This window comes from Methyloversatilis discipulorum, from assembly GCF_018780585.1.
GTDB lineage: Bacteria > Pseudomonadota > Gammaproteobacteria > Burkholderiales > Rhodocyclaceae > Methyloversatilis > Methyloversatilis discipulorum_B.
The window spans coordinates 1-20,561 of the sequence record NZ_JADMJL010000066.1; the positions used below are offsets into that span (position 1 = coordinate 1).

General features: G+C 66.1%; 17 protein-coding genes and 1 other RNA gene. 9 read left to right on the forward strand and 9 right to left on the reverse strand.

Annotated elements, in window-relative coordinates:
- Window positions 1-1,647 (forward strand): AAA family ATPase (locus IV112_RS20780; RefSeq protein ID WP_304006958.1); only part of this gene is annotated, 1,647 nt, incomplete at its 5' end.
- Window positions 1,648-1,700: 53 nt separating this feature from the next.
- Here the strand turns inward: IV112_RS20780 and IV112_RS20785 are convergent.
- Window positions 1,701-2,588 carry a cation transporter gene (locus IV112_RS20785; protein ID WP_304006960.1) on the reverse strand — a complete coding sequence of 296 codons (888 nt, stop codon included), beginning with the start codon at window positions 2,586-2,588 and terminating at the stop codon, window positions 1,701-1,703.
- A 100-nt stretch (window positions 2,589-2,688) separates the two neighbouring features.
- Between IV112_RS20785 and IV112_RS20790 the strand changes: the two genes are divergently transcribed.
- A complete protein-coding gene (locus tag IV112_RS20790) occupies window positions 2,689-3,714 on the forward strand; it encodes a tRNA dihydrouridine synthase (RefSeq protein ID WP_438362276.1) in 1,026 nt (341 codons plus the stop codon).
- Here the strand turns inward: IV112_RS20790 and IV112_RS20795 are convergent.
- The 8 genes from IV112_RS20795 to IV112_RS20830 all read right to left on the reverse strand — a co-directional run bounded on the left by IV112_RS20795 (window position 3,648) and on the right by IV112_RS20830 (window position 11,537).
- Window positions 3,648-4,496, reverse strand: a complete 849-nt coding sequence (locus IV112_RS20795; RefSeq protein WP_304006962.1) for a mechanosensitive ion channel domain-containing protein — start codon at window positions 4,494-4,496, stop codon at window positions 3,648-3,650. The genes IV112_RS20790 and IV112_RS20795 overlap by 67 nt on opposite strands.
- Before the next feature lie 56 nt (window positions 4,497-4,552).
- Complete coding sequence (locus IV112_RS20800; RefSeq protein WP_304006964.1) at window positions 4,553-5,686, reverse strand: hypothetical protein; 1,134 nt, start codon at window positions 5,684-5,686, stop codon at window positions 4,553-4,555.
- An 87-nt stretch (window positions 5,687-5,773) separates the two neighbouring features.
- Window positions 5,774-7,096, reverse strand: a complete 1,323-nt coding sequence (locus IV112_RS20805; protein ID WP_304006966.1) for a diguanylate cyclase domain-containing protein — start codon at window positions 7,094-7,096, stop codon at window positions 5,774-5,776.
- A gap of 339 nt (window positions 7,097-7,435) precedes the next feature.
- Window positions 7,436-7,798: a transfer-messenger RNA gene (gene ssrA, locus IV112_RS20810) on the reverse strand.
- A gap of 31 nt (window positions 7,799-7,829) precedes the next feature.
- Window positions 7,830-8,489 carry an HAD-IA family hydrolase gene (locus IV112_RS20815; protein ID WP_304006968.1) on the reverse strand — a complete coding sequence of 220 codons (660 nt, stop codon included), beginning with the start codon at window positions 8,487-8,489 and terminating at the stop codon, window positions 7,830-7,832.
- Window positions 8,482-9,189 carry a bifunctional 2-polyprenyl-6-hydroxyphenol methylase/3-demethylubiquinol 3-O-methyltransferase UbiG gene (gene ubiG / locus IV112_RS20820; RefSeq protein ID WP_304006970.1) on the reverse strand — a complete coding sequence of 236 codons (708 nt, stop codon included), beginning with the start codon at window positions 9,187-9,189 and terminating at the stop codon, window positions 8,482-8,484. Before ubiG ends, IV112_RS20815 begins: the two co-directional genes overlap by 8 nt.
- Window positions 9,190-9,321: 132 nt before the next feature.
- Complete coding sequence (locus tag IV112_RS20825) at window positions 9,322-10,065, reverse strand: OmpA family protein (protein ID WP_304006972.1); 744 nt, start codon at window positions 10,063-10,065, stop codon at window positions 9,322-9,324.
- A gap of 140 nt (window positions 10,066-10,205) precedes the next feature.
- Complete coding sequence (locus IV112_RS20830) at window positions 10,206-11,537, reverse strand: TRZ/ATZ family hydrolase (protein ID WP_304006974.1); 1,332 nt, start codon at window positions 11,535-11,537, stop codon at window positions 10,206-10,208.
- A 177-nt stretch (window positions 11,538-11,714) separates the two neighbouring features.
- Here IV112_RS20830 and gyrA point away from each other — a divergent pair, with 177 nt between their 5' ends.
- From gyrA to cmk, 7 genes are read left to right on the forward strand one after another with little or no spacing between them, the layout of a single operon-like run.
- Complete coding sequence (gyrA, locus tag IV112_RS20835; RefSeq protein WP_304006976.1) at window positions 11,715-14,324, forward strand: DNA gyrase subunit A; 2,610 nt, start codon at window positions 11,715-11,717, stop codon at window positions 14,322-14,324.
- A gap of 8 nt (window positions 14,325-14,332) precedes the next feature.
- Window positions 14,333-15,418, forward strand: a complete 1,086-nt coding sequence (serC, locus tag IV112_RS20840) for a 3-phosphoserine/phosphohydroxythreonine transaminase (RefSeq protein WP_304006978.1) — start codon at window positions 14,333-14,335, stop codon at window positions 15,416-15,418.
- Complete coding sequence (gene pheA / locus IV112_RS20845) at window positions 15,419-16,519, forward strand: prephenate dehydratase (RefSeq protein WP_304006980.1); 1,101 nt, start codon at window positions 15,419-15,421, stop codon at window positions 16,517-16,519.
- Window positions 16,516-17,613 carry a histidinol-phosphate transaminase gene (hisC, locus tag IV112_RS20850; protein WP_304006982.1) on the forward strand — a complete coding sequence of 366 codons (1,098 nt, stop codon included), beginning with the start codon at window positions 16,516-16,518 and terminating at the stop codon, window positions 17,611-17,613. The genes pheA and hisC overlap by 4 nt, the downstream gene beginning before the upstream one ends.
- On the forward strand, window positions 17,610-18,488 hold the full coding sequence (locus IV112_RS20855; RefSeq protein WP_304006984.1) for a prephenate dehydrogenase: 879 nt from the start codon (window positions 17,610-17,612) through the stop codon (window positions 18,486-18,488). Before hisC ends, IV112_RS20855 begins: the two co-directional genes overlap by 4 nt.
- 36 nt (window positions 18,489-18,524) lie before the next feature.
- Complete coding sequence (gene aroA / locus IV112_RS20860) at window positions 18,525-19,820, forward strand: 3-phosphoshikimate 1-carboxyvinyltransferase (RefSeq protein ID WP_304006986.1); 1,296 nt, start codon at window positions 18,525-18,527, stop codon at window positions 19,818-19,820.
- Window positions 19,817-20,482, forward strand: coding sequence for a (d)CMP kinase (gene cmk / locus IV112_RS20865; protein ID WP_304006987.1), 666 nt, complete (start codon window positions 19,817-19,819; stop codon window positions 20,480-20,482). Before aroA ends, cmk begins: the two co-directional genes overlap by 4 nt.
- Window positions 20,483-20,561 lie beyond the last annotated feature (79 nt).

Here is a 20,561-nt window from a genome sequence, read left to right on the forward strand (position 1 = left end):
ACCACGCTGGACGAGTACCGCAAGTACATCGAGAAGGACGCCGCGCTGGAGCGCCGCTTCCAGAAGGTGCTGGTGGACGAGCCGACGGTTGAGGCGACCATCGCCATCCTGCGCGGCCTGCAGGAGAAGTACGAACTGCACCACGGCGTCGACATCACCGACCCGGCCATCGTCGCCGCGGCCGAGTTGAGCCACCGCTACATCACTGACCGCTTCCTGCCGGACAAGGCGATCGACCTGATCGACGAGGCCGCTGCGCGCATCAAGATGGAGATCGATTCCAAGCCGGAGTCGATGGACAGGCTCGAACGCCGCATGATCCAGCTGAAGATCGAGCGCGAGGCGGTGAAGAAGGAGAAGGACGAGGCGTCCATCCGCCGGCTCGGCCTGATCGAGGACGAACTGGTCAAGCTGCAGCGCGAATTCAACGACCTTGAAGAGATCTGGAAGGCCGAAAAGGCCCAGGTCATGGGCAGCGCCCACATCAAGGAAGAGATCGAGAAGGTGCGCGTGCAGATGGCCGACCTGCAGCGCAAGGGCCAGTTCGACAAGCTGGCCGAACTGCAGTACGGCACGCTGCCGCAGCTCGAGGCGCAACTGAAGCAGGCCGAGAAGGGGGGCGAAGCCAAGCTGCCCAACAAGCTGCTGCGCACCGAAGTCGGCGCCGAGGAAATCGCCGAGGTGGTGTCGCGCGCGACCGGTATTCCGGTCAGCAAGATGATGCAGGGCGAGCGCGAAAAGCTGCTGAAGATGGAAGACCGTCTGCACCAGCGCGTGATCGGCCAGGACGAGGCGGTGCGCCTCGTGTCGGACGCGATCCGTCGTTCGCGCGCCGGTCTCAGCGACGAGAACCGCCCGTATGGCAGCTTCCTCTTCCTCGGCCCGACTGGCGTCGGCAAGACCGAACTGTGCAAGACGCTGGCCGAATTCCTGTTCGATTCGGAAGACCACCTGATCCGCATCGACATGAGCGAGTTCATGGAGAAGCATTCGGTGAGCCGGCTGATCGGCGCGCCGCCGGGCTATGTCGGCTACGACGAGGGCGGTTATCTGACCGAGGCGGTGCGGCGCAAGCCCTACAGCGTCATCCTGTTCGACGAGGTCGAGAAGGCGCATCCGGACGTGTTCAACGTGCTGCTGCAGGTACTGGACGACGGTCGCATGACCGACGGTCAGGGCCGCACGGTGGATTTCAAGAACACGGTCATCGTGATGACCAGCAACCTCGGCAGCCAGATGATCCAGCAGATGGCGGGCTCCGATTACGGCGTGGTGAAGCTGGCGGTGATGAGCGAGGTGAAAACCTTCTTCCGGCCGGAATTCATCAACCGGATCGACGAGGTGGTGGTGTTCCACGCGCTGGACGAACGCAATATCCAGAGCATCGCGAAGATACAGCTCGCCTACCTGGAAAAGCGCCTGGCCAAGCTGGACATGGGCCTGCAGGTGTCGGACGCGGCGCTGGCCGAGATCGGCAAGGCCGGCTTCGACCCGGTGTTCGGTGCGCGGCCGCTGAAGCGCGCGATCCAGGAGCACATCGAGAACCCGCTGTCGAAGAAGATCCTCGATGGCAGCTTCGGGCCGAAGGACGTGATCGTGGTCGATGCCGACGCGGCAGGTCACTTCAGCTTCCACAAACCGAGCTGATTCTTACGTTGTTCGGGACGGGGGCAGGTCGCAAGGCCTGCCCCCGTCTGCGTTCACGCCCTCAGTTTCAGTATCCGCAGCGCACCACTGGCCACCAGCAGCGCGATCGCCGTACCGATGAACAGATCCGGCCAGCGGGTGCCGGTGGCCGCGACCAGTCCGCCGGCAATGATGACGCCCGCGTTGGCCAGCACGTCGTTGGTCGAGAAGATCCAGCTTGCCTTCATGTGCGCGCCGCCATCGCGGTGACGCGCCATCAGCAGCAGGCAGGCGAGGTTGGCGGCCAGGGCCAGCAGTGCGACGCCGCTCATCCACAGCGGCTCCGGTTCGCTGCCGGATACGGCGCGCCGCACCACCTCCGCCAGTGCGCCGCCCGCCAGCAGCAGCTGCAGCCAGCCGGACAGATGGGCCACGCGCAGCTTGCCCGCCGCGCTGCGCCCGACCGCGTACAGGCTCAGGCCGTAGACCGACGCGTCGGCCAGCATGTCCAGCGCGTCGGCGATCAGGCCGGTCGATTGTGCCCACAGACCGCTTGCCAGCTCGAACACGAACATGGCAGCGTTGATCGCCAGCAGCGTGCGCAGCACCCCGGCTTCGCTGCGGCCGGTGGCCGGTTCCGGCCGTGCGCCGGCCGCGTCCGTGCCGAGCAGTTCGGCGCCAAAGCCCAGCGCCGCGAGTTTGGCCTGCAGCGGCGCCAGCGGGCCGTCGTGGTGCAGCGTCACGGTGCGCGCGGCGAGGTCGATGCCGATGTGGCGCAGTCCGTCGGCGCCATCGAGTGCCATGCGGATCAGGCGCTCCTCCGACGGGCAGTCCATGCCCGGTACGCGGAAGGTGCTTCGCTGCCCGCCCGCTGCGGCGTCGTCGGGAAGGCGCGGCGACGGCGCGGCGGCGCAATGTCCGCTGCAGGCGCAGCCGCTGGAGCTGTCTGCTGAGGTATTCAAGGTATGCCCGTTCAAGTGCGGGATAATCCCGCTTTGTTTTTCATCGTCGCACCCAATGTCCCCTGACGACCCGGCCCGCGTCAATACGCCGGCGCCCGCCATGCCCCGCCTGCTGCTCGCGCCGATGGAAGGTCTGCTCGACGCGCGCCTGCGTGCCGTGGTGACGCGGGCGGCGCACTACGACTGGTGCGTGACCGAGTTCGTGCGCGTGACCGACAGCGTGCTGCCGCCGCGCAGTTACCAGCGCGTGGCACCAGAACTGAAAGCCGGCTCGCGCACCGCCAGCGGGGTGCCGGTGCGCGTGCAGTTGCTCGGCTCGGATCCGGCGCGGCTGGCCGACAACGCTGACCAGCTGGCACGGCTGAATCCGGCCGGCATCGACCTCAACTTCGGTTGTCCGGCGCCGACCGTGAATCGCCACCGCGGCGGTGCGGTGCTGCTGGACGAGCCGGAACTGCTGCACGAAATCGTCAGCGCGGTCGGCCGCGCGGTGGCCGGGCGCGTGCCCTTCACCGCGAAGATGCGCCTGGGCGTGCGCGACACCTCGCGTGCGATCGAGGCGGCGCAGGCACTGGCCGAGGGCGGCGCGGAAATGATCGTCGTGCACGCGCGCACCAAGCTCGACGGCTACCGGCCGCCGGCGCACTGGCCGTGGATCGCCCGCATCGCCGAGGCGGTGCGCGTGCCGGTGGTCGCCAACGGCGAAATCTGGTCGGTGGATGACTACCTGCGCTGCCGCAGCGAAAGCGGGCTGGCCGACGTGATGATGGGGCGCGGCGCGGTGGCCGATCCGCTGCTGGTCGAGCGCATCCGTGCCCGGCTGCGCGGCGATGAAGCCATCGACCCGGCGCTGGACTGGCCGCGTATCGCACCGCTGCTCGGAGATTACTGGCAGCGCGTGCTCGGCCATGTCGAGGCGCGTCATGCGGCGGGGCGGCTCAAGCAGTGGTTGAACCTGCTGCGCCGCGTCTACCCGCAGGCCGAACTGCTGTACCAGACGATGCGCCCGGTACGCGACAACGTGCGCATCGGCGAACTGCTGGCGGCGGTGCTGCCGCTTCAGGCCGGCACGTCGTCCGCCGGCGTGAGCGCCTCCTCCGATGGCTGGGTCGCCGCGGCGGCCTGAACCCGCGTCAGATACTCCGACAGCACCCGCTGTTCGATACGCAGCCGTTCCTCGACCCGGCACGGAAACGCCGCCACCAGCTGCGCGCCCTTGTCGCTCGCCAGATCGATGAACACGCGCGGGCGCGCCGAGGGCAGGCGGCTCCAGTGCGCCGCTTCGAGGTCGAGCAGGCCGCGTTCGGCTTCATCGATCCACGGTGCGCACACTTCCAGCGCCGCCGCTTCGAGCAGCGCGCGCCTGTCCAGGCAGGCGACCGGGTCGCCGACGAATACGCGCAGCGTGGTCAGCATGAAGTGTTCGTGCGGGGTGACGCGCAGCGTGCTGGTGATGACCGCGCTGTGTTGCAGCAGCACGCGGCTGCCATTGATCAGGTCGGCGTCGCCGCTGGCGTCGAGCAAGGTGCTGAGGAAGCGGATGTCGGCGACGCGCCCGCGCACGCTGCCGACCTCGATGAAGTCACCGACCTGGTAGGTGCGCGTCAGGAACAGCACCGTGCCGCCCATCGCCGAGATCAGGATGTCCTTGGACACGATGAGCGAGGCGCCGGCGACGGCCGCCAGCGGCAGCGAGGACTGGTCGCCGCCCAGCGTCCAGGTCAGGCCGAGCAGCGCCAGACAGACCAGCAGCGCGATGTTGCGGATGGTCACCCAGGCCTGCTTGCGCTGTGACGGGTCTTCGAAGCGCGCCGCCGCGACACGTCGCGCGGTGCGCGTGATCAGCAATGCCAGCGCGACGATGACCAGCGATACCAGCAGTTTGGTGAGCAGCGAGGGGTCGTACATCAATAGGATATCCGGACGGGCAGGGCCGCCATTATCGCCGCCGGCGTGGCAGGCGCTCAGTGCGATCGCATCAGGTGGTCGACCATGTTGACGATGGTGCGCATCTGCGGCGCTTCCCGCGTTGCGTAGCCGTAGAGGTCGCCCGGCGTGGTGTAGCCCCACCAGTCCCAGCAGCCCATCGGGTTGCCGACGCTGTCCCACAGCCCGCGCTCGAACGGTTCGATCGCGCCGACACGCGGGAACAGCACCACCAGCTTCAGTGGACCGGCCCAGCGGACGTAACCGGCGCCGTCAGTGAAGGCGCGGTAGGCGGTGTCACTCATGCCTTGCTTGCAGCCGTGCAATGCGACGTGGATCTGGCAGCTTTCGCTGCCGCAGCGCTGGGGCACATAGACGCGTGCGTCCTCCGCGAGGCCCAGCGCGCGACGCCGGGTCTGCGCATCGCCCGGGCCGGCCGGTACGAAGTCGGCCTGCTTGAGCACGTACCAGCGGCCGTTGCCCGCATTCGGCCGCGCGTCTGGCCGACGGCGCAGATGACGCAGCAGTTCGCCGGCAGCATCGAAGTCGCAGCCGCTGACGTAGTCCTCGTCGCGGGCGTCGCAACTGCCCTGGGCCGGGTCGCTGGTCGGCATGGTGTGCGGCGTCGAGCGCGGCTCGCCCCGTTTTGGCGCGGCATCGAAGGCGCGGAAGTAGGTGTGCTGGGCGGCTGACGCCTTGGCGCCGACGACGCGATCGTCCTGCCCGCGGTACTCCCATATCTGCTGCGAGGCGATGCCGTCGACCGGGTCGATCCGCCGCTGTCGCGCCAGCTTGCGCGTATCGCTCACCAGATCATCCACGTCGATGTCGCGTTCGCCGGAACTGAAAAGCGACAGCCCGAACAGGGGACCGAACAGTTCGCGCAGGCGGTCGCGTCCGAGCACCAGACAGTCGTTGGTGGCCCGCGTCACGAAGCCTTGCGCGCACAGATAGGGCGGCCCCGACACGATGCCGATGCCGCGTACCCGCGACGAATGCGCCACGCCCAGCTGGACCGCCATGGCGGCGCCGGAGGACAGGCCGGACACGGTGAAGTCGGTACGTTCGATCCGGTCGAGCACCGGCGGCGCCTCGGCCATCGCGGTGCGGATGGGAAATGCGGCAAGGAGCAGGGCGACGAAAACGGCGTGGAGAGGACCGTGCAGGCGCATGAGGGTCGTCCGGGAATGTCGATGACGATTCAGTATGCGCACACGCATGCTGCAACGCAACAGCGCGGCCGCGGCTGCAGAACGAAGTCAGGACGAACGGTAACGGCGATACTGTCCGCGGCCGGCGCGCTTGGCGTCGTACATCGCCTCGTCGGCACAGTCCATCAGGGCAGCCGAGTTGTCGGCGTCGTCCGGATAGAGCGCGATGCCGATACTGGCACCGATGTGCAGCGTGTGGCCGCTCACCTCGAAGGCGCTGCCGAGCGTACCGACGATACGTGCCGCAAGCTGGGCGCAGGGCTGCGGCTCGTTGTCCAGCAGCGGCATCAGCACGACGAATTCGTCGCCGCCCAGTCGCGCAACGGTGTCCTCGCCGCGCAATTCGCGCTGCAGCCGATCGGCCACCTCCTTCAGCAGCAGATCGCCGACGGCGTGCCCGTGTTCGTCGTTAACCTCCTTGAAGCGATCGAGATCGACGAACAGGAGACCGACGCGCGCCATGCGCCGCTGCGCCTGCTTGAGCGCCTGCGCCAGACGTTCGAGCAGCAGCGCGCGGTTGGGCAGGCCGGTCAGCGCGTCATGACTGGCACGACGCATCAATGCTTCGTCGGCCAGGCGTTTCTCGGTGACATCGACGAAGAAGCCGGCCAGACAGCGGCGATCATCGATATCGATCAGGTTGTGCGTGATGTCGGCGTGAAAGAGCACCCCGTCCTTGCGGCGCATCAGCGCACCTTCGAGGCGGCCGCTCTCGATGCCGGCGCAGCGCGCGAACTGCTCCACGTTGGCGGGATACAGTTCCGGAGGCTGCAGATCCCGCCATTCAAGCGTGCGCATCTCGTCTCTTGAGTAGCCCAGCATGGCACACAGCGCGGGATTGGCGTCGACACAGCGACGGGTCGCCACGTCGACGATCAGGATGCCTTCGGCCGACGTGGCGAACAGGATTTCCGAGCGACGCAGCGACTCGCGGAGCCGGCGTGCCGCCTCGGCGGCACGCAGCACGAAACGGATGCGATGCGGCAACAGGGTCCAGCTGATCGGTTTGGTCAGGAAGTCGCTCGCGCCGACGGCAAAGGCACGTTGCACGGATGCGGCATCGTCGCTCGCCGTCATGATGATGATGGGGCAGGTATCTTCCCCGCCCAGTTCACGCATGCGGGCGCAGGTTTCGTAGCCGTCGGCACCCGGCATATGCACGTCCAGCAGCGCCAGATCGGGCGGCGCCTCGCGGAATGCCTCGATCGCGGCGAGGCCGTCTGCCACGGCGTGCATCCTCATGCCGCGTGTGGACAGCACCTTGTTCACCATCAGCGGGATGATGGGATCGTCGTCGGCGACAAGGATGATCGGCGACTCGTCGTCCGTCCTTTCGAGGTCAATGTCGGGGTTGTGTTGCTCGCCGTGCATTCCGGGCGCTCTCCGCATATCTGTTCCAGGGTCTGGAAGAAGCCCGCACGCTGACCGGGCTGCACGCGCGTGCGGCGCGCCGGCGGCTGGCTGCATCGCCGCCGGCATAATCCGCTCCAGGGTGGATATTCGGCCGGAAGACCGGACGGCGCAACCGTGCGAGCGCTCCGGATGATGCGAAGTGCACATACGAAGGGGTTCCGGGTGGCTGTCCCGGACGGGTACCGCGAGCAAGGGCGCCCGACGCCGGTCGCGGAGACGAACTTCGTCACCGCGTCCCGATCACGGTGCGATCAGGCAAGAAAAAGGGCCCGGAACGAGGTCCGAGCCCTGATATGGTGGTGGAGGCGGCGGGAATCGAACCCGCGTCCGCAAGCCCTACACAGACAGTTCTACATACTTAGCCTGGCCATTTGATCTAGCCCGTCACCCGCCGACCCGGCAGGCTGATGAAAGGCGATCCGCTTGATTTTCGTGATGCACCACGCGGCGGAGTGCATCCTTACTTTAGCTGTTAATGGCGCTGCGACCGGTTGCCCGGCCCGACCCGCTAATCAGTCGGTGCAGCGTCCGGCCTTAAGCGGCCAGAGCGTAAGATTCGTCGTTGGCGACTATCTAATTTTCGGTTGGATTTACGAGGTACTCCGACCCTCGGTATGCCCTGCGCTGCTTCGCGACCCACGTCGAGACCAGGTCGCCCCCAGTGAGCGATAGATGGTACCACCTCGATCGATTACAAGAGGGGCAGAAGTTCGAGCGGGTGATGGATGGTGTGGTCGGCGCCCCACTCGCTGTGGTGGCGGGCGCAGCCCAGATAGCCGAAGGCTGCGGTGACCGAGCGCATGCCGGCAGCGCGCGCCGCCTGGATGTCGCGTTCGTCGTCGCCGACGTAGATGCAGTCCCCGACCTCGACGCCCAGTTCGCTCGCTGCCAGGCGCAAACCTGCCGGATCGGGTTTGGGCACCGGCACGCTGTCGCCGCTGACGATGCTCGCGGCACGCTCGTGCAGGCCAAGTTCGCGCATCAGCGGCACGGTGAAGCGAGCGGCCTTGTTGGTCACCACGCCCCACGGAATGTCCGCCTGTTCGAGCCGGGTCAGCACTTCGCCCATGCCGTCGAACAGCCGGGTATGCACGCAGATCGCCGACGCGTAGAGCGTCAGGAATCGGTCGGCCAGTTCTGTGTAGCCCGCATCTTCCGGCGTCACGCCGAAACCTGCGCCGATGAGGCCGCGGGCACCCGCCGAGGTATGCGGGCGCAGCGTGTCGGCAGGAAGCTCGGGCAGACCGCGTTCGATGCGCAGACGGTTGAGTGCGCCGCCGAGATCGGGCGCGGTGTCGGCCAGCGTGCCGTCCAGATCGAACAGCACGCCGCGTGTGCGCGGCTCATTCATCACGTACGCACCGCATCAGGTAATTGACCGCAGTGTCCTTGCCGAGCGAGTAGGCCTTGGTGAACGGGTTGTAGCTCATGCCCATCAGTTCAGCTTCGCGCAGTCCGGCGTCGCGCGCGTCGCGCGCCAGTTCCGACGGCTTGATCATCTTTTCGTAGTCATGGGTGCCGCGCGGCAGCAGGCGCAGCACGTACTCGGCGCCGATCACCGCGAACAGCCACGACTTGGGATTGCGGTTCAGCGTCGAGAAGAACACCGTGCCGCCGGGCCGTACCAGTGTCGCGCAGGCGCGCACGATGCTGGCAGGATCGGGCACGTGCTCCAGCATTTCCATGCAGGTCACCACGTCGTACTGAGCGGCGCGCGCCCGGGCATGGTCCTCGGCCGATTCGAGCAGGTACTCGACGCGGTTCCCGCTTTCCAGCAGGTGCAGGCGCGCGACCGACAGCGCCTTCTCGCCGAGGTCGATACCGGTCACGCTGGCGCCGCGCACCGCCATGCTCTCGGCGAGGATGCCGCCACCGCAGCCGACGTCAAGCACGCGCTTGCCGGTCAGGCCGACGCAGCGGTCTATCCAGTCCAGGCGCAATGGATTGATGTCGTGCAGCGGCTTGAACTCAGACTCCGGATCCCACCAGCGGTGGGCGAGCTCCGAAAATTTCTCCAGTTCGAGCGGGTCGGCGTTCTGATGTGTCGTCATGAGCGAAAGGACAGTCTGGCGTGCGCGAGGTTTCACGACCGGGGTAACGATAGTAATGCCGCAATCCGGTTGGCGACGGGCGAAAAAAAGCCCTGCACGAATGCAGGGCTTTTGACGAGATCGGGAACCCGATTACTTCTGGGTACCGATGATCTCGATTTCAACGCGACGATCCGGCTGCAGGCAGTCCACCAGCTTCTTGTTGCTGCGGTGTTCCTTGCCCATCTTCATGCAGCTGTCGCCGGTCACCGGCTGGGCTTCACCCTTGCCTTCGGTGTAGACGCGGTTGGCTTCAACGCCCTTGCTCACCAGGTAGTCCTTGACGGCGGCAGCGCGCTTTTCCGACAGGGTCTGGTTGTACTTGTCCTTGCCGATGCGGTCGGCGTGGCCAACGGCGATGATGACTTCCAGGTCGATCGAGCTCAGCTTGCTGACCGCGTCGTCGATCTTGGACTTGCCTTCCGGACGCAGCGTGGCCTTGTCGAAATCGAACAGGGCGTCAGCCGACAGGGTGACCTTCTGGGCAGCGGGCTTCGGAGCCGGGGCAGGTGCCGGCGCGGGTTCGGCAGCCTTCGGAGCCGGTGCGGCGACAGGAGCGGGCTTCTCGCAGACGTCCTTCGGCAGCAGATCCTTGTCGCAGGCGCAACCGACTTCCGGGATCGAGGCAGCGTAGGCCGGCGTCCAGTAACCGGTTCTCCAGCACAGGCCGTCGGCGCTGCGGGCGACGACGCCACGGGCGTCGATCACGTAGGGAATGTGGGCCTTCATTGCCGGGTCGACCTTGATGTCTTCCATGGCCGACACGTTGGAGGCGAAACCGGCCGTGGCGGCCAGCAGGGCGATGAGCAGCGGTTTTTGCGTCAGTTGTTTGAGCATGATCCCCTCTTATAAAACTTGAAGCGGTTGTCAACCGGCCTGCCCGCCTGTCTTGGACCTGACAGGCAAAACTGGCGGCAAACACACGTAAGACTGTGGTGTTGCCGGGCAGCGATGCATAAAAACAAGGCCGCAAGCCGTTATAGAGCCACCTGATTTTGCCACAGGCGCGCACGTGCCTTCAAATCGTTGTTGTGCAGGTGCAACAAGCTTCCATTCTCCACGCGCGCTTCTCCTGCGACCCATACATCGGTCACGTGTTCCCGGCCAGCAGCATAGACAAGATGCGAAACGGGTGAGTAACAAGGGCGTGTCGTTGCGTCGTCGAGACTGACTGCGCACAGGTCAGCACTCTTGCCGGGGCGGATGGAACCTGTTTCAGCATCGATGCCCAGCGCGCGGGCGCCGCCTAGTGTTGCCATGTGCAACAGGTGTCCGGCTGCAAGGGCGGCCGCGTCGCCAGAGGTGAGCTTTGCCAGGAGTCCGGCGTGCCGCATCTCCTGGAACATGTCCAGCCGGTTGTTGCTGGCGGCGCCGTCGGTGCCCAGCCCGACATTGACGCCGGCCGCAGCCAGCGCGGCGGTCGGGCTTGCGCCGCTGGCCAGCTTCATGTTCGACGTCGGGCAGTGCGCCACGCTGGCGCCTTCGCGGGCGAGCAGGGCGATGTCGTCGTCGGTCAGGTGCACCGAATGAACGGCGATCAGGTTGGGGCCGAGGAGGCCAAGCCGGCGCAGTCGCTCGAGCGGGCGCACGCCATGCTGCGCGATGCCCTGTTCGATCTCGTCAGCGGTTTCGTGGATGTGTATATGGACTGGCAGATCCAGTTGCTCGGCCAGTGTGCGGACGCGTTCGAAAGTGGCGTCTGAAACGGTGTAGGGCGCGTGCGGCGCCAGCGTGAAGTGCAGTAAAGGTTCGTGCTTGAAGTGATCGCGCACGGCCAGCCCTTTGCTGAGGTACTGATCGGCGTCCGCCGCCCAGGCGCTCGGGAATTCGAGTACGACGATGCCCAGCGCCGCGCGCATGCCCGCCTCCAGCGCCGCTTCGGCCGCTGCATCAGGGAAGAAGTACATGTCGCTGAAGGTGGTGACGCCACCGCGGAGCATTTCGGCGCAGGCGAGCAGGGTGCCGTCGCGCACGAAGTCGTGGCTCACGTGCTTCTGTTCGGCCGGCCAGATATGTTCGGTCAGCCAGCGCATCAGTGGCTGGTCATCGGCGTAGCCACGCAGCAGGTTCATCGCGGCGTGAGCGTGCAGGTTGATGAGTCCGGGAATGAGCACATGCTCGCCCAAGGTGCGCAGCGTGCGCGGCCGGTAGCGGCGGCGCGCCTCGTCCGACGGCAGCAGGTCGGCGATACGCCCGTCCTGCACCGCAACGGCGTGATGTTCGAGTACGACGCCGGCTGGCTCGACCGGGATGACCCAGCGGGCTTCGATCAGCAGGTCGATGTCGGTCTGGGCTTCGTGGCTCTGCATGGCAGACGGATTCGGCTCTCTGGATTCAGGTGGCGCAGTGTAGTCCGGCGGCTGCCCGCTGAGGGCCCCGAGGTCGATGCAAGCGCATGTTAAACTTGCGGTTTGGCTGAACAAACCGGCGGTTTCCAACGCGCCGGGTTCATTTCAACAGACAGCCGACGTCCGCCCGATCCCCCGATGACCACATCTTTTGCCAAGGAAACACTGCCCATTTCGCTCGAAGACGAAATGCGGCACTCCTATCTCGATTACGCGATGAGCGTGATCGTCGGCCGCGCGCTGCCCGATGTGCGCGACGGCCTGAAACCTGTGCATCGACGCGTGCTGTTCGCGATGCACGAAGCGAACATCACCCACAGCCGTCCTTACGTGAAGTGCGCGCGCGTGGTCGGTGACGTGATGGGTAAATATCACCCGCACGGTGACTCGGCTATTTACGACACGCTGGTCCGGATGGCGCAGGACTTCTCGCTGCGCTACACGCTGATCGACGGTCAGGGCAATTTCGGTTCGGTCGACGGCGACAACGCGGCGGCGATGCGTTACACCGAGTGCCGTCTGGACAAGATCGCGGCCGAACTGCTGGCCGACATCGACAAGGAAACGGTCGATTTCGGGCCGAACTACGACGGCAAGGAGCAGGAGCCGCTGGTCCTGCCCAGCCGCATCCCCAATCTGCTGATCAACGGCAGCGCCGGCATCGCGGTCGGCATGGCGACAAACATTCCGCCGCATAACCTCGGCGAGGTGCTCGACGCCTGCCAGCTGCTGCTGAAAGAGCCGGAAACGACGATCGAGCAGTTGATCGACATCGTGCAGGCGCCCGATTTCCCGACCAGTGGCCTGATCTACGGGCTTTCGGGCGTACGCGAGGGCTATCTGACCGGTCGCGGCCGCGTCGTGATGCGCGCACGCACCCATTTCGAGGACATCGACCGCGGCAACCGTCAGGCCATCATCGTCGACGAACTGCCGTATCAGGTGAACAAGAAGACCCTGCTCGAGCGCATCGCCGAGCTGGTGAATGAGAAGAAGGTCGAAGGCATCTCCGACATCCGTGACGAGTCGGACAAGTCCGGCATGCGCGTGGTGATCGAGCTGAAGCGCGGCGAAGTGCCGGAAGTCATCCTGAACAATCTGTACAAGCTGACCCAGCTGCAGGACACCTTCGGCATGAATATGGTGGCGCTGGTCGATGGCCGCCCGCGCCTGCTGAACCTGCGCGACATGCTGGACTGCTTCCTGTCGCATCGGCGCGAGGTGATCACCCGCCGCACCGTGTTCGAACTGCGCAAGGCGCGCGAACGTGGCCACGTGCTGGAAGGCCTGGCCGTTGCGCTGTCCAACATCGACGAGATCATCGCGCTGATTAAGGCATCGGCTTCGCGTGCGGAAGCGCAGGTGGCGCTGATGGAGCGTGCCTGGAAGTCGCCGCTGGTCGATGAAATGCTGGCCCGCGCCGGCGCCGAATCCTTCCGTCCGGATGGGCTGGACGCCGCCTTCGGCTCCTTCGCCGACGGCTACCGCATGTCGGACGCGCAGGCCAAGGCCATTCTGGACATGCAGCTGGCCCGCCTGACGGGGCTGGAGCAGGAAAAGATCATGTCGGAGTACAAGGAGGTGATCGAACAGATCATCGACCTGCTCGACATCCTGGCCCGCCCGGAGCGGATCAACTGGATCATTTCCGACGAAATGCGCCAGATCCGCGAGCAGTTCGCCGACGGCCGCAAGTCGGAAATCATCGTGCACACGCAGGATCTCGGCATCGAGGACCTGATCGCGCAGCAGGACATGGTGGTCACGCTGTCGCACGGCGGCTACTTCAAGCGCCAGCCGCTGGCCGATTACCGCTCGCAGAAGCGCGGTGGGCGCGGCAAGCAGGCGGCGGCGGTGAAGGAAGACGACTTCGTCGACCAGCTCTTCGTCGCCAATACGCACGACTACATCCTGTGTTTCTCGAACCGCGGCCGTGTGTATTGGCTCAAGGTCTATGAGGTGCCGGAGGGCTCGCGCAATTCGCGCGGCAAGCCCATCGTGAACCTGTTCCCCCTGTTCGATGGCGAGAAGATCACCGCGGTGCTTCCGGTCAAGGAGTTCGACGAAGATCACTACATCTTTATGGCGACCGGCCGCGGTACCGTGAAGAAGACGCCGCTGGCCGACTTCGGTAATCCGCGCAAGGCCGGCATCATCGCCGTCGACCTCGACGAGGGCGACGCGCTGATCGGCGTGGCGATCACCGATGGCTCGGACGACATCATGCTGTTCTCCGACGCCGGCAAGGCGGTGCGCTTCGCCGAAGCCGACGTGCGCCCGATGGGCCGTACCGCGCGTGGTGTGCGCGGCATGATGCTGGAGGACGGCCAGAGCGTGATCTGCATGTTGGTGTCGAAGAACGACGAACTGAGTGTGCTGACTGCGACCGAGAACGGTTATGGCAAGCGCACCCGTGTCACCGAATACCCGAAGCACGGCCGCGGCACCAAGGGTGTCATCGCGATCCAGACGAGCGAGCGCAACGGCGGCGTGGTCGGCGCGGTGCTGGTCGAGCCGACCGACGAAATCATGCTGATCTCGACCGGTGGCGTGCTCATCCGCACCAAGGTGGTGGACATCCGCGAAATGGGGCGCTCGACCCAGGGCGTCACGCTGATCAACCTCGATGACGGCACGCTGCTGGCCGGTCTGGAAAAGGTGATCGAGAGCGACAGCGAGCAGGACGCCGAAGCGGATGCCGACATCGATACCGACGCGGACGCCGCAGCCGGCGAGGGCGAGGAATAGGAAGGGCGATGCGTGCGCGCGCATACAACTTCGGCGCCGGTCCGGCCATGATGCCGGACGCGGTGATCGAACGTATCGCGCGCGAGTGGCAGAACTTCCGCGGCGAAGGCTATTCGGCGATGGAGCTGGGGCATCGCAGCGAGCACTTTGCCGAGATCCACGCCCGCGCCAAGGCCGACCTGCGCGAACTGCTCGGGGTGCCGGCCTCGCACCACATCCTGTTCCTGCACGGCGGCGCTACGCCGCATTTCGCGATGGTGCCGCTGAACCTTGCCCAACCGGGTCAGAGTGCGGATTACATCCACACCGGCTACTGGTCGGACAAGGCGATGGCCGAGGCAAGTTCGCTGGTGAACGTGCGCATCGCGGCGAGTGCCGCGGCCAGCGAGTTCGACCGCGTGCCCGAGCGCGCCGGCTGGCAGCTCGACCCGGCGGCGGCCTATGTACACATCTGCGCCAACGAAACGATAGGCGGCGTCGAGTTCGCCGACTATCCGGACACCGGAGACGTGCCGCTGGTGGCCGACATGTCGTCCAACATCCTGTCGCAGCCGCTGGACGTCGCGCGTTTCGGCCTGATCTATGCCGGTGCGCAGAAGAACATCGGCCCGGCCGGCCTGGCCATCGTCATCATCCGTGACGACCTGCTTGGCCGCGTCCGCAGCGGCGTACCGTCGGTGATGAACTACGCGCGGCACGTCGAGTGGGATTCGATGTACAACACACCTGCAGCCTTCGCCATCTGGGTGGCGGGGCTGGTGTTCGAGTATGTGAAGAAGGAGGGCGGCGTCGCCGAGATGGCGCGCCGCAGCGCGGCCAAGGCCCGATGCATCTACGACGTGCTGAACGCCTCCCGGCTGTACACGAACCGTATCCAGCCCGCCTCGCGCTCGCGCATGAACGTGCCCTTCTTCCTGCGCGAGCCGCGACTGGAAACGCGCTTTCTCGACGGTGCGCGCCGCCGTGGCCTGCTGAACCTGAAGGGTCATCGCGCGACCGGCGGCATACGCGCGTCGCTCTACAACGCGATGCCGCTCGACGGCGCGCGCGAGCTGGCTGAATACATGACTGAATTTGAACGCAGACACGGTTGAATGATGGCCTCCGATCCGAGCTCGAACGACGAACTACTGAAACTGCGCGACGCCATCGATGCGATCGATACCCAGGTGCTGCAGCTCATTTCCGAGCGGGCACGCCACGCGCACCGCATCGGCGAAATCAAGCACGGCAACATCTACCGCCCGGAACGCGAGGCGCAGGTGCTGCGCCGGCTGGCAGACGACAATCCGGGCCCGCTGCCGCCGCAGGCGGTGAAGACGGTGTTCCGCGAAATCATGTCGGTCTGTCTGGCGCTGGAACAGCCGCTGACCGTCGCCTTTCTCGGACCGGTCGGCACCTTCTCTGAGAGCGCGGCGCGTCGCCATTTCGGTTCCGCTCCGACCTTCCTGCCGCACGCCACGATCGACGATGTGTTCCGTGCTGTCGAGTCGGGCAACGCGTCCTACGGCGTCGTGCCGGTCGAGAATTCGACCGAGGGCGCGGTCGGTCGCACGCTGGACATGCTGCTCAGCACGACACAGATGGTGTGCGGCGAGGTGATGCTGCGTGTCGAGCAGAACCTGATGACGCGCGATACCTCTCTGAAGGACATCCGCTGCGTCTATTCGCACGCGCAGTCGCTGGCGCAGTGCCACGAGTGGCTGAACCGCAACCTGCCGGGCGTACCGGTCATCGCGGTGGCCAGCAATGCCGAGGCGGCGATCCGTGCGTCAGAGGAAGAGCGTGCCGCGGCGATCGCCGGTGAAGCGGCTGCGGCTGCATATGGCCTGAAGATACTGGCGGCGAACATCGAGGACGATCCCGCCAATACGACCCGCTTCCTGGTGATCGGCGAACACGATGCCGGCCCGTCCGGTCGTGACAAGACCTCGATGATCTTCACCGTGCAGAACAAGTCGGGCGCGGTCGTGCGCCTGCTGCAACCGCTGGCCGAGCAGGGCGTCAGCATGACCAAGCTGCAGTCGCGCCCGGTGCGGGGCTTCGGCAACGGTGGCTGGCAGTACGTCTTCTATGTCGATATCGAAGGTCACCAGAGCGAACCTGCGGTGAGCGAAGCACTCTCACGCATCCGTGCCGAGGCCGGATCGTTGAAGGTACTCGGTTCCTACCCCGTTTCCGTGAGCAGTTCATGAGCGTCTTCGACCGCGCTGCGGCGCACATCCGTTCGATTTCCCCTTACCAGCCGGGCAAGCCGATTTCCGAACTGGCCCGCGAAATGGGGCTGGACGAGGCAGGCATCGTCAAGCTGGCGTCCAACGAGAATCCGCTGGGCATGAGCGACAAGGCTCGGGCGGCCGCGCTGGCGGCGATTGCCGACGTGCCGCGCTACCCGGACGGCAACGGTTTCGACCTTAAACAGGCGGTTTCCCGGCATCACGATGTCGCGATGAACCAGATCGTGCTTGGCAACGGTTCGAACGACATTCTCGAAATGGTCGCACGCGCGCTGCTCGGCCCAGGCAGCAGCGCCGTCTATTCGAAGCACGCCTTCGCCGTCTATCCGCTGGCGACGCTGGCGGCGGGCGCCATCGGCATCGAGGTGCCGGCGCTCGACTATGGTTGTGACCTCGACGCAATGCGCGCGGCAATCCGCGACGACACGCGCGTCGTGTTCATCGCCAACCCTAACAATCCGACCGGTACCTTTATCGAGGCCGGCGTGCTGGAGCGGTTCGTCGCGGCCGTGCCGCGCGACGTGCTGGTGGTGCTGGACGAGGCCTACAGCGAGTACCTGCCGGCGCATCTGGCTTACGACAGCGCGCGCTGGCTTGACCGTTACCCGAACCTGCTGGTGTCGCGCACCTTCTCCAAGGCCTACGGCCTGGCCGGTCTGCGCGTCGGCTACGGCATCGGTCAGCCCGATGTGATCGATCTGCTCAATCGCGTGCGCCAGCCCTTCAACGTCACCAACGTCGGTCTGGCGGCAGCCGTCGCCGCATTGGCGGACCGGGGCTTTGTGCGCCGCTCGGCCGAACTGAACGCGGCCGGCCTGAAGCAGATGGAAACCTTCTTCGACGCGGTCGGCATCGGCTACATCCGCTCCTACGGCAACTTCATCGCTTTCCGCGCCGGTGACGGTGCGGCGGTCAATCGCCGGCTGCTGGAGCAAGGCGTCATCGTGCGGCCGATCGCCGGCTACGCGATGCCCGAGTGGCTGCGGGTGTCGATCGGACTGGAAACCGAGAACGCGCGCTTCATCGACGCACTGAAGAAGGCGTTGGCGTGAGCGCACCGCTGATCGGACGTCTGGTCGTCGTTGGCGTCGGCCTGATCGGCGGCTCCTTCGCCGCTGCGCTGCGCCGTGCCGGCCAGGTGGGAGAGATCGTCGGTGTCGGCCGCAGCGCGGACAGCAAGCGCGAGGCGCTCGAACTTGGCTTGATCGATCGAGCGGAATCCGACTGGGCCGCTGCGCTCGCGGGCGCCGACCTGGTGCTGCTGGCGATGCCGGTCGGCCAGATGGACGCCGTCATGTCGGCGATGCTGCCGCATCTGCCGGCGCACACAGTGGTCACCGACGCCGGAAGCACTAAGGGTGACGTCGTGGCGTCGGCCCGCCGCTGCTTCGGCGAGCGCGTGGGTCAGTTCGTCCCCGGACATCCGATCGCCGGTGCCGAGAAGAGCGGACCGCAGGCGGCACGCGCCGATCTGTACGACCGGCGCCGCGTGGTGCTGACACCGCTCGCCGAGAACGGCGGCGCTGCCATCGAACTGGTACGCCAGGCCTGGCTGGCCTGCGGCGCGCTGCTGACGGTCACTACGCCGGAGCACCACGATCGCTGGCTGGCGTCGGTCAGCCACCTGCCGCATCTGCTGTCCTTCGCCCTGGTGTCGGAACTGGCTGCGCGTCCAAACGCTGAAGAGATCTTCAATCTGGCGGGTGGTGGCTTTCGCGATTTCACGCGCATCGCCGGCAGCCATCCGGAGATGTGGCGCGACATCTTTTTCGCCAACCGCGAGGCGCTGCTGACCGAACTGAGCGCCTACGAAACCGAACTTGCACGCTACCGCGCGCTGATCGAATCCGGCGATGCCGTCGGCCTCGAGGCGTTGATAGGGACCGCGCGTGAAGCACGTACCGCCTGGGCGCAACGCCAGGGCTGAACACAACACGAGGCGCATGGGCGCCGCCCGAACACGATGAAAACCGAATTTCTCGACCTTCCGCCCGCTTCGTCCGCCCGTGGCACGCTGCGGCTTCCGGGCTCCAAGAGCATTTCCAATCGCGCGTTGCTGCTGGCCGCACTGGCCGAGGGCGACACGCTGCTGCACGACCTGCTGTCGTCGGACGATGTCGACCGCATGCTCGATGCGCTGCGTACACTTGCCGTTGACTGGCGCCACGCCGGTGGCGACGACTACGTCATCAGCGGCACCGGTGGGCGCTTCCCGGTCAAGAAGGCAGACCTTTTCCTCGGCAATGCCGGTACCGCCTTCCGTCCGCTCACCGCTGTGCTGGCGTTGATGGGCGGCGAGTACCGCCTGCACGGTGTGCCGCGCATGCACGAGCGGCCGATCGGTGATCTGGTCGATGCGCTGCGTCAGGTCGGTGCGCGTATCGACTACGAGGGCAACGACGGCTTTCCGCCCTTGCGCATCCACCCGGCGCAGATCAATGACGTACCGGTGGTGCGCGTCCGCGGCGACGTGTCCAGCCAGTTCCTGACCGGCCTGCTGATGGCTTTGCCGCTGACGGGCCGTGCGCTGCGCATCGAGGTCGAGGGCGAACTGATTTCCAAGCCCTACGTCGACATCACGCTGGCGCTGATGCGCCAGTTCGGCGTCAACGCCGAGCGCGAGGGCTGGGCGGCGATCAATCTGCCGGCCGGTGCGCGCTATGTGTCGCCCGGCGAGTGCTTCGTCGAGGGGGACGCGTCATCCGCTTCATATTTCCTGGCCGCAGGCGCCATCGGCGGTGGTCCGGTGCGGGTTGAGGGTGTCGGTCGCGACTCGGTGCAGGGCGATGTCGCCTTCGCGCAGGCGCTCGAACAGCTGGGTGCCGTGGTGGCGATGGGGCCGAACTGGATCGAGGCGCGCGCGCCCGAGGGCGGTCGACTGCGCGCCTTCGACCTTGACCTGAACCATATTCCGGATGCCGCGATGACACTCGCCATTTGCGCGCTGTTCGCCGACGGCCCGAGCCGGCTGCGCAATATCGCCAGCTGGCGGGTCAAGGAAACCGACCGCATATCCGCGATGGCGATCGAACTGCGCAAGCTCGGCGCCTCTGTGGAGGAGGGCGCCGATTATCTCGCCATCACGCCGCCTGCGACCCTGACGCCGGGTGCTGCTATCGACACCTACGACGATCACCGGATGGCGATGTGCTTCTCGCTCGCCACGCTGGGTGGTGTGCCGGTGCGCATCATGGACCCGGGCTGCGTGGCCAAGACCTTCCCCGACTACTTCAGGCGCTGGTCGGAGGTGGCCGCATGAACGACGTTCCGGTCATCGCAATAGACGGCCCGTCGGCCTCCGGCAAAGGTACGGTCGCCGCGCGCGTGGCGGCGGCTCTGGGCTTTCACCTGCTGGACAGCGGTGCCCTCTACCGCCTCACCGCGGTGGCGGCGATGCGTGCTGGCGTTGCGCTCGACGATGAGCCGGCGCTCGGAAAGCTCGCTGCAGCGCTCGATGTGCGCTTCGCCGACGGCTCGACCTGGCTGGCCGGAGACGAGGTGTCGGACGCCATGCGCAGCGAGGCGGCCTCGGTCGGCGCATCGAAAGTGGCGGTCCATGGTGCGGTGCGTGCGGCGCTGCTTGAGCGCCAGCGCGCCTTCCGCCAGGCGCCGGGGCTGGTCGGCGACGGCCGTGACATGGGCTCGGTGGTGTTCCCGGACGCGCGCCTGAAGGTGTTCCTGACCGCCAGTGTCGAGATTCGCGCCGAACGCCGATATAAGCAGTTGATCGAAAAAGGTGTTTCTGCTAGTCTGGAAAGTCTTTCGCAAGATTTGCGGGAACGGGACGAGCGGGATCGCAACCGGGTACATGCGCCACTGGTGCAATTGCCTGACGCCATTCTGCTCGATACCAGTTCGATGACCGTTGATGCCGCCGTCCAGTTCGTGCTGGATGCGTGGGAAAAAGTGAAAGCGGGCTGAATGGCGTGTTCGCTTCCGGATGGTTCCGGATGCACGTCGGCAGTCCAAGGCGCACGGGGCGAGCAAGTCGCTCCCTGCT